This is a genomic window from Laceyella putida, assembly GCF_042665195.1.
GTDB lineage: Bacteria > Bacillota > Bacilli > Thermoactinomycetales > Thermoactinomycetaceae > Laceyella > Laceyella putida.
On record NZ_JBHTBW010000052.1, the window covers coordinates 1 to 12,935 of the forward strand.

Below are 12,935 nucleotides of genomic sequence, written 5' to 3' on the forward strand. Positions count from 1 at the left end.
CAGTGTAACAAAAAAAGTGCCCGAAGGCACTTTTACAAATCATGTTATGCTTTTGCATCAGTCTCCTTGATGGAGGGCTTTTTCGCTACGATCCATCCATTGCGGAGACTCGCGGCGGAAAGTGTCTTAGGATAAAATGGATTGAAAAGAATCCGTATTAATAAGTTGAAACCTTAAGAATTGAGGTGGCTATGCATTGATTCGTTATCGACATACAATTCCGGATAAAGTTTCTTTTTTGAATCTATATCGTACGACCGGTTGGAATGAAAGTGGTCGTTTTGATGAAGATCGAATCTATCAAGGCATCACCCGCAGTTGGCATATTGTGTGCGCTTATGATCCGGAAGAACGGTTGATTGGAATGGGCAGGATCGTGTCGGATGGAGGGTATCAAGTGTTTATCACAGATATGATTGTGACGCCTTCTCACCAAGGAAAGGGAATCGGACGCCATATCTTAGAGAGGTTGTTGGCTTATTGTAAGGAGAATGAAGTGCGTTGGGTTCAACTTGCTTGCGCCAGAGGCAAAAAAGGCTTTTATGAGAAGTTTGGCTTCGTTGAACGTCCCATCGATGGACCCGGAATGCATTTGTTTATGTAAAGCCTCTGGTTTGGGGCTTTATTTTGTTCCTATCGGGTATAGCAATAGGGAGGGGGTTCTGTTTATCTCAAGAGAAATCCTTTATGCAAAAAAACAAATTACCCTCTATTACGAACGTTGGCCTTTCCTATATAATGAAAAGTACTACAGAGACGGAGGAGAGATATATGAGCATTGACGAAAGAATTTCGCAATATTTAAATAAAGAACGCCACGAACAGGGACTTCCCTATGATGAAGGTGAAATCGTGCCTGTCCGAGTAACGAAACTCGTTGATTATGGTGCATTTGTGGTGACCAGGGATCGCCATCTTGTGTCGGGGCTTATTCACATCTCGCAAATCCCTCAAGAAATCCAACTGGAAGTGAATCACATGCTGGAGGCTCAGGTGAAACAGATTAAAGAATATAATAAACTGGAACTTTCATTGATGTATTTGGCTGAAAAGGAAAGTCCGTTTGCCTTGCTCAAAGAGATGAAAAGTCAATTGCCTGAAAAGAAACTGCCTAAAGAAGAAATAGATGAGATTATAGCCTTTTTCTCTAAGGAGTTTGGTTTGGTTTCCGAAATTTCAAAGAAGAAAATCAATGAATTAGTTAAGGAAATGGGCGTTTTCCACTTTACCATAACAATGATGAAAGCGCTTCCGGATTTTCAGCGGGACTTAGTATACCACTTTCTAAAGGAAGTGGAGCAGGCTGGTGATCGTCTTTAGCCACCGTCGCTTTCATTTCTCCCGCCACTTGCGCGAGCGCTTGGAGGAACGGTTGGGGAAGAAATTGTCCGGCCAAGAAATTGAACAATTAATCTGTGAATGCCATGTTTTGTTGCAAACCGATCGGCATCTCTACCTTTATCATCCCACCCAGGATATTCGCTTTCCATGTGTGAAGGATGAGGATAGTTGGGTAATTAAGTCTGTAATAGTGAAGGGGATGTGGATGGAAGCGAAAGATTAGTCCCTAGTCTATCTGGATATAAATAGGAACACGATAAATGATCCGCAATATTTGATCCGCCATAAATTTGGGTGAAGACATGAACCTCCCTCCGCATGAAGAGGCGGGGATTTCTTACCACCAGGAGCAACAGTACTTCTTGTTAAAAGAAAAAACCTCCAAGCAGATTTCTTTCTCTGCCTGGAGGTTTTTTGTCATTTATTGGTCACTGTATGCTTGATGCACCAACTGGGCTAACCGACTTATTTGCGGCTGCGCCTGATGGTAGTCACAATCACGGCTGAGCGCCACCATCAAGATCGCGTGCGATCCCACATATAAAATGCCGGTATCATGCAGGGTTCGGGTGACCGTACCAGTCTTGTGGGCCAACTCCCACTTGGGCAACGAACCCACGATGTCGTCTTGATTATTGGGCAAGAAAGCGGGGAAGCAATCGCGGAGTTGTTGTTTTTTTAAGATTTCCACCATTTGACGGCTGGCATGATGGGAGACTGCTTTTCCGCGCGCCAATTTACGGTAGCATTGGGCGATATCTGCCGCGGTGATCATATTCAAGCCTTCTGATGCGGCTGGAACGATCATTAATTTATTATAAAAACTGCTTTGTTTCATGCCGAGTTCGCTCAGTGTTTCGCGGATAATCTCCGTTCCCAGCAGATCGATGAGGATATTGGTCGCCGTATTGTCGCTTTGGATGATCATCAGTGTGGTTAAATCTTGCACCGATAGCCTTATCCCAGGAGACAGATGCTGAAGAACCCCGGCGCCTCCCACTTGGTCTTCCGCCGTCAGGATGATCTCATCCGCCAAAGCCAAACGTCCTGCAAAGGCTTGTTTGTAGACGGCAACCATGATTGGAACCTTTATGATGCTTGCCGCATAAAATAACTCGGTTTCATTCCAAGTCCAAGTTTCGGCACTGGTTAAATCTTCGATCCATACACCCCAACTTCCAACGGCTTCCCTTTTCCATTGTTCTAAATGTTGAGCTAATCGTTTAAAAGTCATGGCAGTTCACCTCTGTCATTTATTACCCCATAAATATGACTTGTTTTTATTGTTAAAAAAATATAATATTCGATATAATTGTGATAGGTCATCTTTTTAGGTTGTACAAGTTGATTGACTATGTTGTTGACGCCGAGTGTAAGGGGAGAGAATATGGCGGAGGATCTGATCAAGTTAGCGGAGATTTTTGATAAGAGCTCAGGTTGGTTCCTTGATTTTCTCGCATATATCGTGGCCATTGGGTTGGTAGCCATGTTGGTGATCCATATCTATCGCTTTGCCACGGGAAAAAACGATTGGATGGGCCGAAGCTTGGATGAGATGGATCAGGGCGGACAGATGGCGCTCATTCAGTTGGAACGATGCAGGGAAGAAAATGAAGAACTTGAGAAAAAGGTCGTCTTATTGGAACAGGAACGGCAAGATCTGCTAGAACTGGTTAAAGAGAAAGAAGGGATGATCGAAAAACAGAAAAAAAGCTTGGTCAAGATGTCACAAGAAATTAAGACATTGAAAGAACTGTATGAAGAACTTGACAACCGCTATGACGATGAGACTTACACGATGTCGCAAATCATGTACGCCGCGGACGAAATTGCCGCTGCCTTGGTAGAAGAAAAGCATTTTCGCCAAAATCGCGATGATATTTTCATGAATCTTCTGGATTATTTAGTGAATACCTTTAAAGATTTTCGCGAGAAAAATCCGCGCGTAATTATCCATGTCAAACACCCTGAGGAAGATGTCCTGGTTCATTATGCCCATTCAAGCGGCCATTCGCATCGGGTGAAATTATACCAACCTCCGATCATGGGAAGCTCTGCGGGTGTCTCGTACCGTACAAATGAAGTTTATTATGTGCCAGATGTGGAATCGGTAGAGTATGAGTATGATCGTAAAGAGCTCTCCCGCAAGGTGTACCGATCCATCTTATGTGTGCCCATCAAAGCGGGTACGCTAGAGGGAAAGACCATCGGGGTATTATCTATCACAGGGATGCCCGTAAACGCTTATGAGAAAATAGAAATAGAGCGAGCCATGTTGTTTGCCAGCCTCATTTATCCACTTATCTACATCGATCTGAGAAAACGGAAGGAGTCGGAAAATGGACCTGATACACAAACTTCCGGTTGAAGAACGCAGACGGTTGAACCGACTTTATCGAGAAGGCTCCATCACAAGAAGGCAGTTTGTGCATTTGATGAAAAATGGGCTATTTGATGATGAGCGGCTGCAAGTGAAAGAAAAGTATTTGCGATTTGTCAAGCAACACCGGAATGAATGGGAGGATTTGGGAGAATAAAACAAGATGGGTGTCAATCAGCACCCATCTTTTACGCCGCATGAGAGGGATGACGTTTTAAGCGGTTGTCCAATACAAATGTGCCAAATGGGATGACGGAAGCGACCAACGCCCCGAATATCTGCTTCATGGACCAACGGTGGACAAAGGCAACATGGATCACGGCGGCGATAAAGAGAACGAACAATAGTCCATGCAACCCGCCTGTAATCGTCACCGCCATGGGGTAACCGGCTAAATACTTTAGCGGCATGGCGATGAATAATAAGATGAGATAAGATATTCCTTCAAGAAAACCAATGACACGTAGACGACCGATGGGTTGTTTAAGCATTAGATCACCTCAGCATTAAGTTAACCATAAAATACTCAGTCAATGATTGTGAACATTTTAACAAACTGTGTCTTTTTCTCCAAGTCATCAGATACACAAGACAATATTTTATTGACAGAATGGTTTCTTCTTATTTATGATGGTAACAACGCGTTATATTTTTAAAAATTTAAATTTGATTGACAGTTGTTGAATACATTCGTTCACACGGTCAGAAATCTCTATCCGGTATCCTGACATTGGGCAGTTTTCTCTATTTCCACAGATATATTTAAAACGAAAGGGTGCGATGATGTGGGGGCTCATAAAGTAATTGACTGTAAAGGTTTGCAATGTCCTCTTCCCCTAGTGAAAGCCAAGCGCGCGATTGACGGATTAGCCGCTGACGAGATTTTGGAACTACATACGACGGATCCGGGTTCACTCCAAGACATTCCCGCGTGGGCCAAAGCAAATGGCCATACTGTTGTGAAACAACAAACGATCGCCGAAGCTTATTGCTTCTGGGTCAAAAAAGGGTAAAAGAGAGGGGCATCCCATGGGTGATAAAAAAACAACGCTTGTCGTATTTAGCGGTGATTTGGATAAAGCCCTGGCCGGATTTATTATCGCGACCGGGTCTGCGGCGATGGGGAATCAGGTAGCCATGTTCTTCACATTTTGGGGACTGAATATCTTGCGAAAAAAACAAGCTGTTCCTGTAAAAAAATCATGGATGGACAAGATGTTTGGTTGGATGTTGCCTCGCGGACCCCAAAAATTGGGATTATCCAAACTTCATTTCGGAGGGCTGGGTCCCATCATGATGAGGGCGACGATGAAAAAGAAGAATGTCGCTACCCTTGATGAATTGATCCAATTGGCTCAGGAATTGGATGTTAAGCTCATTGCCTGTACGATGTCGATGGAAGTGCTTGGAATTCAAAAAGAGGAACTGATTGATGGTCTGGAATATGCAGGGGTGGCCACCTATATCTCAGAAGCAAATGCGGGAAATATTAATCTATTTGTTTGAGAAACTGAGCACAATCAATTCCCGCATTCCTGTGGGTTAATGTCAATAATGGAAAAGTCCCGTTCTTGGGACGAACAACGGATATATACTAGGGAACGGTCCGGTACGGAGATGGTACTACACCCTAAATCTTCTGAATGACGTTCCAGTCGTGCTCCATGATCACTACGGACGATGTGAATGGCATCATTCGGCCTTATCAGGATATCGATTCGGAACAAAAAGGGTGAAGCGCCACAAGAGATCGTTGCTTGTTCACCTGGGAGCAAACAGAATAAATGACTCATGGTACGCCTCCTTGACCCGATAAATAACCCCCACTCAGCTTATTCTTATGCTGAATGGGGGTTATTTATGTCGGAAACAGTTCGCCTGTTTGGATTCATTAAGCTTGCCTTATCCTATCTAATCGGCTGTTCTCTATATTTATACCCAATCAATCACTGAAGTTGTTTGAGGCGTTTTTTGGTGCAGCAAATGCTTCTCAGTGGCTTTGCCGATCAAGCGGATGCCGCTTTCGATCTGCGCTTCGTTGGTGTGGATGATGCTGATTCTAATACCATTGTCTTTTGGAAATGTTTGCAGAAAACATAAATCTGTTGGCATCATAAGTACATTTTGTTGTTTGAGAGCTGTTGTCAGATCCATTGCGGGAATTTGGTCAGGAAGGATGATTTGCGCAAAGATGCCACCTTCCGACACATTGACGTCGATTTCTGGAGGAAGGAGGTGATTGCATGCGTTTCGTAATGCTTCCATACGTATCCGATAACGCTCACGCATATAAGCCGTGTGTCTGTAGAACATGCCGCAGTTCAAGTAAATTTCAAGGGCCGCTTGGGACAATACGGGCGAGCTCAAATCACAAGAAGCTTTAAAGAGTCGGAACGTTTCCATCAGTGATCTCGGCAAGACGGCCGCCGCCAGTCTCAGGCCAGGTAGCATCACTTTGGAAAAGCTCTTGACATATATGGTGTGTGCGGATAAATCATAGCTGTAAATAGGGTCTGCTTTGGGATTTATTTCTAAATCAGCCAAATAATCATCTTCTACAATGTAAACATCATATTTCTCAGCCAACCGGGCGATTTGTTTTTTCTGTTCCTGATTGTAACTCGTTCCAAGTGGATTATGGTAACGAGGGACTGTATAAAAAAACTTGATATGATTGCTGCGGAAATGTCGTTCTAGCTCTTCCAGATCAATGCCGTCCTTGGTACGCCTAATGCCGATGGCGGTAACCCCAAGGAGATTGATCGTTCGAAGCATACCATAATAGGTAGGCTGTTCCACAAGGATGGTGCTTTTGCCGTTTGGAAAAGGCATGACCGTCAGTAGATGAAGTGCTTGTTGCGATCCAGAAACAACACATATTTGCTCTGGTTTTGCAAACACTTGCGATCTAGCCAGGTGCTTCTCGAGTTCCATCCGAAGGGAAAAGAACCCCTGTGGGTCCGAATAAGAAAAAAGCTGGTCTTGATATAGCTCAATGGCACGGTTAAGACAGTGCTGAAAATCTTCATATGGCATAACATCCGGATCCGGTGAAGCGGAGGAAAAATCGATTAGTCCTGAAGGTTGGTGGTTGATAGTTGATGAACGAAGCACTGCAAAGTAACCGCTTTTGGGGACCGAATAGATAAGGTGGTCCTTCTCAAGTTCATCATAAGCGCGAATAGCCGTGTTTTTACTGCATGCGAATTGGTTGGATATTTCCCGTATGGATGGCAGCTTACCGCCAGCTTTGATCTTTCCAGAACGTATCTGATCTTGAATGAATCCCTTTATTATTTCGTATTTCTTGTCCATTGGATCTCCTTAATATTTCTTGATCTGTACGGGTACAGATCAAGAAAATAAATGTTTTTAGATGAATCTGTATCGATTATACTAAAAAAATCAAAAACAATAACTATTTAGGGGGATACAGATGGAGTGGCAGCATAAATGTTTACCATATCGTATCAGCGACTGCAAGGACTTGTTGGAGTTGGATGCCATTCATGCGCTATTGCAATCAAGCTATTGGGCCGCCGATCGAACAAGAGACCGGATTGAAAAGAGCATAGAAAATTCATTGTGTTTCGGTGTTTACAACGAATCGGAACAAGTCGGATTCATGCGGGTGGTTACAGATTACGCCACATTTTCGTGGATTTGTGATGTCATCATTCATCCGGACCATAGGGGAATAGGATTAGGTAAATGGTTGATGCAAATTCTGGTGGAGCATGAAGCCGTCCGCCATACCCTAATGATATTGGGCACCCGTGATGCTCACGGCCTTTACGAACAATATGGATTTGAACGAAGAGAAATGATGAGCAGACGGCCCGCAGAAAAAACCAAAAACATTTGATTCCAAACGAAAACTTAATAAAGCAAGGTTAAATTAGGGTAGATTCAACAAACACTCGTCCCTTGGGGTACGGGTGTTTGTTGGTTCTAACAAATTCTGAAAGACCCCGAGGAACTTTTTTAGAAATGTTTTTCTTAATCCTTCTACGGGTTAAAGACATCGAATGTATTAGGCCGGGGTTCTTACTCTTGCTGAAGGCAATACGGCTAAAATATTCTCTATCTTGAATACCCTAGTAGCATGTCGTGTGAAGCAGTAAGCCTTAACGCGTTCTCCGCTTATCTCTTTGAGCCTAACAGTCCTTTTTGTGAATTGCTCGTTTCGGTCCATATAAATGATGTCGACAAGAATGCCGGTATTCAGGTATCGTTTCAAGTCCTTCAACATGATACCACCCCAAACGCGAATGTATGTTTGTGTTTATTATACACGTTCGTAACCGAGAAAAGAACCGGTTATGCTTGCCGGGTACGCTGATGGCATTCTTTCATCTCTTTCTCTTCAATTCTTGAAGCATTAAGCTAATGATTTTACCGAAGTTTTCCGAGACTTGTTCTGTAAATACTTCAAAGTTAGCCGGACCAGACAAATTGGTTTTTATTACAAACAAAATCTAAAACAAAAGCCATTAAAGTCATCCATGCAGAGGTTTTTATCTGGGATGACTTACACCGGATGTACTTTTAGATCATCAATGCCCGTTATGAAACGAGATGGCCATTCTTATTCAGCACAAATGAGAATGCGTATACCTTGACTGGTAAATCTGCTGGTCGCCACCAGTATGGTTGTTAGGTGTTTGACAGATCTTCAAAGTTGTCCAATGACATTGGTGATATAGAAATGGCCCATAACATTTCATATTGGATCTTGGAAGAATTGTTCATAAGAAAGGACGAGACTAAATAACTCAACTTTTCTTATAAATAAGGTTGTGTTACGTTGACAATATAGGGCGTGTCTGGCAAATCAAGTTGATCGATAGGAGGCGTCGGAAAAACCTTTTCCCGATGAGTGCCGAAGGACAAGTGAAGCGATTGGGAAAACGGTTTTGGATCCGCTGACATATTTATCAGACAATCCCTAGTGGGTGAAAGGATGTGAAATCATGTATGAATTAAATCCGAATATTAATCACTTAGTGTGTCTCCGGTGTGAATCTATATTTAATTTATATGAACAAATAGATCACAATGGTTGTCCAAAATGCTTTCAAGATGGAACTCCATCCAACATTACCTTTAAATATAAAGAACAGAAACTTGAGTTGAATGAACATGAAAGAGGTCTCTTTCGATATCATACACTGCTACCATATTTAAGTTTTCCAACACTTGGGGAAGCAGATACGCCTCTTATTTGCTTAGATAACTTAGCTAAGGAATTGGGTATTCAATCTCTATGGTTAAAAAATGAAGGTCAAAATCCAACTGGATCTCATAAAGATCGAATGAGTCCACTTGTCGTTGCACATGCAATATCTACCAAGAAAATAGGTGTCATTGTATCATCAACTGGTAATGCTGGAGCTTCGATTGCAACATATGCAGCAAGAGGAGGAGTTAAATGTGTCATCTTTACTTCTCCAAATATTAACCCGATTTGGAAACAGGCAATGGAAAAAACAGGATCTAAGTTGGTTTATGATAAAACATATATTGCCGAACTAATAAATAGTAAGGAATGGTTTCCAGCAACTGATTTTTTTCATGCTGTAGGAAGTAATCCTTTTGGCTTACAAGGATATAAAACGATCTCTTATGAAATTATCGAAAAGAAAAAAGATGATATGCCGTCGAAGATTCTTATCCCTAGTTCTTCACGTGGAGATCTGCTTTGGGGAATATGGCAAGGGTTTATGGAAGCTCAGGAGATGGGGTATATAGCAAAAATACCCAAACTCATCGCTGTAGAGCCATTTCCAAGATTAAAAAAAGTATTAGATGGAGCAAACTACTTGAACTTCTTTGAAGGGGAAACTGTACGTACTCCTTCTTTAAGTGGTACAAGAGTAACCTATCAAGCTATAAAAGCGATTCAATATTTCGATAATGATGCCATATCACCTCCAAATGATGAAGTAGAGTTGGAACAAGAACATTTGGCTAAACACGGAATCTATGTGGAACGATCATCAGCTATAACCCTAGGGGCATTAAAACAACTCATCAAAGAAAAAAAGGTAACAGAAGAGGATAAAATACTTATTATTAATACTTCAAATGGATATAGGGTGTGTCTGATAAATATGTCGGCGGCTCCAAAACCATTTTCCCATTCGCTTCACTTGTCCTTCGGCACTCATCGGGAAAAGGTTTTTCCGCCGCCTCCTATCAATCAACTTGATTTGCCAGACATGCCCTAGTCCAATCATTCCGGTTATTCTTGCAGCATTAACTGGTGAATTTGCTCTAAATGGTTTCATGTTCTAATACAACATAAGTCGTTCAACGGAAGATATCAAAAGTTTTTCCTTTGTTTCCTATGTTTCACAAATGCCTCTTTTCTCGACCGTTTAAATGGTCTATCATTAGAATGTATTAATTTGATTAATAACACTCTTACAAATCATCTGAATTTGGTTTGAGTCCCGTTAGGAAGTGGGCGTGCAGAAAAGACGAAGAAACCTGAAGCATTGGCGGTTGATGTGATGGGGGCGTTTGTCGCCAAAGCGGTTGAACGCTCCGTGCAACAAAGCTTGGGATTAATGAAGGAGGGGGAACGATTCGCCTGTCTCGGCCAAGCTTTGCAAGAAGAGCATAGAGCGCTGTTGGAAAACTATACTGGAATTGTGGCGCAAAAAACGATGCACTGGTTATTGTTTTTGTTATCTGAATCAGAGGACATTCATATGATGATTGATACAAGACTGGGGGAGGTTAATCTCGGCAAGGTCAAGTCGTATCGTCAGTTACATGAGTGGCTCCATTCCGACAGCAAAACAAATTAGCGGCTCTCTTTACAAACCATTAATGATCCATTCACTTATCCCTCTAAATTTACAAAAGATATTTACAATTATCCAACATTGGTTTGGTACAAAAGAGGAGAGCTGTGTTTATGAAAAGAGGGGAAACCATGGACATGAAAACGAGTGCATTGATAGTCAAATTAGCAGAAACCGCCGAAGAACTCGAACAAGCTTTTCGTTTACGCTACCGAGTGTTTGTCGAAGAAGGACAACTCACTTCCCTTGTGAATGAGACGGGAATGGAAATGGATGAATACGATCAATTCTGTGACCACTTGATTGTGGTGGATACAGATCATGATAAAGTTGTCGGCACCTATCGCATGCTAGCAGGGGAGAAGGCAGTGGAAAACAATGGATTTTACTCCGAAACGGAATTCGATTTGACCGCCTTCGCTGATTTTAAAGCGGATTCGCTGGAAGTGGGGCGGAGCTGCATCGATCAGGCGTATCGCAACGGGCGCGCCATCCAATTGTTATGGGCGGGAATTGCCGATTATATCAAAGGGAGCGGGCATAAATATCTCGTCGGCTGTGTTAGTGTACCCATTCACGAAACACGAGAGATCAACGAGTTATACAGCATGTTGTGCATTGAAGGAATCATTACGGATCGATACAACATCAAACCCCTTCCCAGTCATGTGATTCCTGGTCTGAAACGGTTAGGTGAAACCGAATTTAATATGCGTGAAGTCTACCGCAAGCTTCCGCCTCTATTAAAGGGATATAAGTGGTTGGGCGCTCAGATTGCCGGTGAGCCCATTTACGATCCCGCCTTTCGTTCGACTGATTTTTTCGTCGTATTGGAAACGGCCAAAATGACAAAGAAATATCAACGCCGGTTTATGGGAGGCATGTAAGGCCATGTACGAGTGGATTGCTAAAATCACCACGGACGAGAAAAGATTGAGTCAGTTGCAACGGTGGGTTAGTGTGATTCCCAGAACTGTATGCTATCCGTTTTTTTGCTTATTGGGCGATACGGTATACGCTTTGGCCAAAAAAGAACGGACCCGGGTGTTGCGAAATATGCGCCAGCTTTTGCCTGATCAATCTGATCAAATGTTATCCCGCTATGGTAGGGAATATTTTCGTTCCGTCATTATTGCGCTCTATGAGATTCTGATCGATTCATCCAATCTACACAAATCCCTTGATTGGCGTTTTAAGGTAGAGGGAGAGGAAGTCCTGCAACAGGTATTGGAACAAGGGAGAGGGGCTATTTTGTTTACACCGCACTTAGGAAATTTTTTCTATTATTATTGGTATTTATCGATGAAATACCCTTGCTTAACCGTGGTAACGGCTCAAAGTGAAGAGATTCGGCCTTTCTACTTATTATTTCAACGATTGGGATGCGATGGGCTCGATTATGATGAAACGCCCCCTCTGTTAATGATGAAAAAGTTAACCTCCCATCTCAAGGACAATGGCGTTGTTTTCTTGTTGGGAGACTTTTACCGCCCGCAATTTCCGGAATCCGTTTTCTTCGGCAAGAAAACGCGAACACCCGGCGGAGCGGCGGTCTTATCTTTGGAGCAACAGATTCCGGTTGTCCCGTTTATGGGCTACCGCGATCGGCAGTTCCGACACCGTCTCATCTTTGGGGAACCGATCCACCTTTATGAGAAATTTGATCGCAAGCAACGGATGGAAGCGATCAATTCGCTGAATGTAGAAATGGAAAAAATGGTGAAAGATGCTCCTGGTCAATGGTTTTATTGGTTTAATGCGGATGAGCGATGGGAAAAAGAGGAGACATCATCAGAAGCATGTTAACACAAAGGGGCGATACGGTTGACAGAAGCGATTTTATTTAGTTGGGTGGCACTCTATGGTTATCCCTTACTGTTCTTTATCTTGTTGCTTGGGATTATCGGGTTTCCGATACCAGATGAAGCGGTGTTACTCTATGTTGGCACACTCATCGCAAAAGGGGCGCTCGCTCTGTTGCCCACTTTCCTTTTGTCTGTTGTCGCCGTATTGTCCGGTTCGTTAATCAACTATTATCTTGCTTCACTCGGCAAGCAAAAACTGTTTCCCGCTCGGCGCAAATGTCGTTACATGAACAAAAGGCGGGAACGCTCGATTGATTTTGTGCGCAAGTATGGAGCTTGGGGGATCCCAGTTTCCTACTTTATCCCGGGTGTCCGGATGGGCGTCTCCTACAGCGCCGGAGCATTGAAAGTAAATGGTTACCAGTATCTCATCAGTTCCTTATGCGGGACGATCATTTGGGTTAGTGTTTATTTGTTTGTCGGATATGGGATTGGCAAGTAGCTAGGAAGCTTCGTGTTGGAGCATTATTGAAAGTGAGCGAGAAGCTCGCCAATTCATTGGGCAATGATGACTTGAGACCCAGCGATCAGCCAAAT

17 protein-coding genes are annotated in these 12,935 nt (G+C 42.9%); 13 read left to right on the forward strand and 4 right to left on the reverse strand.

Going from position 1 to position 12,935, the window contains the following annotated elements; genetic code table 11:
• Nucleotides 1-196: 196 nt before the first annotated feature.
• From ACFQNG_RS15510 to ACFQNG_RS15520, 3 genes are all read left to right on the forward strand, one after another.
• The gene (locus tag ACFQNG_RS15510; RefSeq protein ID WP_379866403.1) at nucleotides 197-604 is read left to right on the forward strand and encodes a GNAT family N-acetyltransferase; all 408 of its coding nucleotides are present in this window, start codon (nucleotides 197-199) and stop codon (nucleotides 602-604) included.
• 167 nt (nucleotides 605-771) lie between these two features.
• On the forward strand, nucleotides 772-1,320 hold the full coding sequence (locus tag ACFQNG_RS15515; RefSeq protein ID WP_379866404.1) for a S1 RNA-binding domain-containing protein: 549 nt from the start codon (nucleotides 772-774) through the stop codon (nucleotides 1,318-1,320).
• Nucleotides 1,307-1,564 carry a hypothetical protein gene (locus ACFQNG_RS15520; protein ID WP_379866405.1) on the forward strand — a complete coding sequence of 86 codons (258 nt, stop codon included), beginning with the start codon at nucleotides 1,307-1,309 and terminating at the stop codon, nucleotides 1,562-1,564. Before ACFQNG_RS15515 ends, ACFQNG_RS15520 begins: the two co-directional genes overlap by 14 nt.
• Before the next feature lie 198 nt (nucleotides 1,565-1,762).
• Here the strand turns inward: ACFQNG_RS15520 and ACFQNG_RS15525 are convergent, their stop codons facing one another.
• Nucleotides 1,763-2,575 carry a serine hydrolase gene (locus ACFQNG_RS15525; RefSeq protein ID WP_379866406.1) on the reverse strand — a complete coding sequence of 271 codons (813 nt, stop codon included), beginning with the start codon at nucleotides 2,573-2,575 and terminating at the stop codon, nucleotides 1,763-1,765.
• 153 nt (nucleotides 2,576-2,728) lie between these two features.
• Between ACFQNG_RS15525 and ACFQNG_RS15530 the strand changes: the two genes are divergently transcribed.
• Together ACFQNG_RS15530 and ACFQNG_RS15535 are read left to right on the forward strand one after the other, a co-directional pair.
• Nucleotides 2,729-3,709: a GAF domain-containing protein gene (locus tag ACFQNG_RS15530; RefSeq protein ID WP_379866408.1), complete on the forward strand. Its 981-nt coding sequence runs from the start codon at nucleotides 2,729-2,731 to the stop codon at nucleotides 3,707-3,709.
• Entirely contained in the window at nucleotides 3,681-3,878 is a 198-nt protein-coding gene (locus tag ACFQNG_RS15535) for a hypothetical protein (protein WP_379866410.1), read from the forward strand. Before ACFQNG_RS15530 ends, ACFQNG_RS15535 begins: the two co-directional genes overlap by 29 nt.
• 31 nt (nucleotides 3,879-3,909) lie before the next feature.
• Here the strand turns inward: ACFQNG_RS15535 and ACFQNG_RS15540 are convergent, their stop codons facing one another.
• Complete coding sequence (locus ACFQNG_RS15540; RefSeq protein WP_379866412.1) at nucleotides 3,910-4,212, reverse strand: DUF3817 domain-containing protein; 303 nt, start codon at nucleotides 4,210-4,212, stop codon at nucleotides 3,910-3,912.
• Nucleotides 4,213-4,506: 294 nt separating this feature from the next.
• Here ACFQNG_RS15540 and ACFQNG_RS15545 point away from each other — a divergent pair, with 294 nt between their 5' ends.
• A complete protein-coding gene (locus ACFQNG_RS15545; protein WP_379866413.1) occupies nucleotides 4,507-4,734 on the forward strand; it encodes a sulfurtransferase TusA family protein in 228 nt (75 codons plus the stop codon).
• Nucleotides 4,735-4,750: 16 nt separating this feature from the next.
• Nucleotides 4,751-5,227 carry a DsrE/DsrF/DrsH-like family protein gene (locus tag ACFQNG_RS15550; protein WP_379866414.1) on the forward strand — a complete coding sequence of 159 codons (477 nt, stop codon included), beginning with the start codon at nucleotides 4,751-4,753 and terminating at the stop codon, nucleotides 5,225-5,227.
• Between the two features lie 14 nt (nucleotides 5,228-5,241).
• On the opposite strand, the gene ACFQNG_RS15555 is transcribed toward ACFQNG_RS15550, so the two are convergent.
• Both ACFQNG_RS15555 and ACFQNG_RS15560 read right to left on the reverse strand, forming a co-directional pair.
• On the reverse strand, nucleotides 5,242-5,514 hold the full coding sequence (locus tag ACFQNG_RS15555) for a hypothetical protein (protein ID WP_379866416.1): 273 nt from the start codon (nucleotides 5,512-5,514) through the stop codon (nucleotides 5,242-5,244).
• Between the two features lie 139 nt (nucleotides 5,515-5,653).
• Nucleotides 5,654-7,036 carry an aminotransferase-like domain-containing protein gene (locus ACFQNG_RS15560; protein ID WP_379866417.1) on the reverse strand — a complete coding sequence of 461 codons (1,383 nt, stop codon included), beginning with the start codon at nucleotides 7,034-7,036 and terminating at the stop codon, nucleotides 5,654-5,656.
• A 121-nt stretch (nucleotides 7,037-7,157) separates the two neighbouring features.
• On the opposite strand from ACFQNG_RS15560, the gene ACFQNG_RS15565 reads away from it, so the two are divergent.
• From ACFQNG_RS15565 to ACFQNG_RS15590, 6 genes are all read left to right on the forward strand, one after another.
• Nucleotides 7,158-7,586 carry a GNAT family N-acetyltransferase gene (locus tag ACFQNG_RS15565; protein WP_379866419.1) on the forward strand — a complete coding sequence of 143 codons (429 nt, stop codon included), beginning with the start codon at nucleotides 7,158-7,160 and terminating at the stop codon, nucleotides 7,584-7,586.
• A gap of 1,108 nt (nucleotides 7,587-8,694) precedes the next feature.
• Nucleotides 8,695-9,951, forward strand: coding sequence for a threonine synthase (locus tag ACFQNG_RS15570; RefSeq protein WP_379866420.1), 1,257 nt, complete (start codon nucleotides 8,695-8,697; stop codon nucleotides 9,949-9,951).
• 270 nt (nucleotides 9,952-10,221) lie between these two features.
• Complete coding sequence (locus ACFQNG_RS15575) at nucleotides 10,222-10,536, forward strand: hypothetical protein (RefSeq protein ID WP_379866421.1); 315 nt, start codon at nucleotides 10,222-10,224, stop codon at nucleotides 10,534-10,536.
• A gap of 110 nt (nucleotides 10,537-10,646) precedes the next feature.
• Nucleotides 10,647-11,420 (forward strand): GNAT family N-acetyltransferase, encoded by a 774-nt coding sequence (locus ACFQNG_RS15580; protein ID WP_379866423.1) that lies wholly within the window; start codon nucleotides 10,647-10,649, stop codon nucleotides 11,418-11,420.
• Nucleotides 11,421-11,424: 4 nt separating this feature from the next.
• Entirely contained in the window at nucleotides 11,425-12,339 is a 915-nt protein-coding gene (locus ACFQNG_RS15585) for a lysophospholipid acyltransferase family protein (RefSeq protein ID WP_379866425.1), read from the forward strand.
• Between the two features lie 18 nt (nucleotides 12,340-12,357).
• Complete coding sequence (locus ACFQNG_RS15590; RefSeq protein ID WP_379866427.1) at nucleotides 12,358-12,840, forward strand: DedA family protein; 483 nt, start codon at nucleotides 12,358-12,360, stop codon at nucleotides 12,838-12,840.
• Nucleotides 12,841-12,935: the final 95 nt, after the last annotated feature.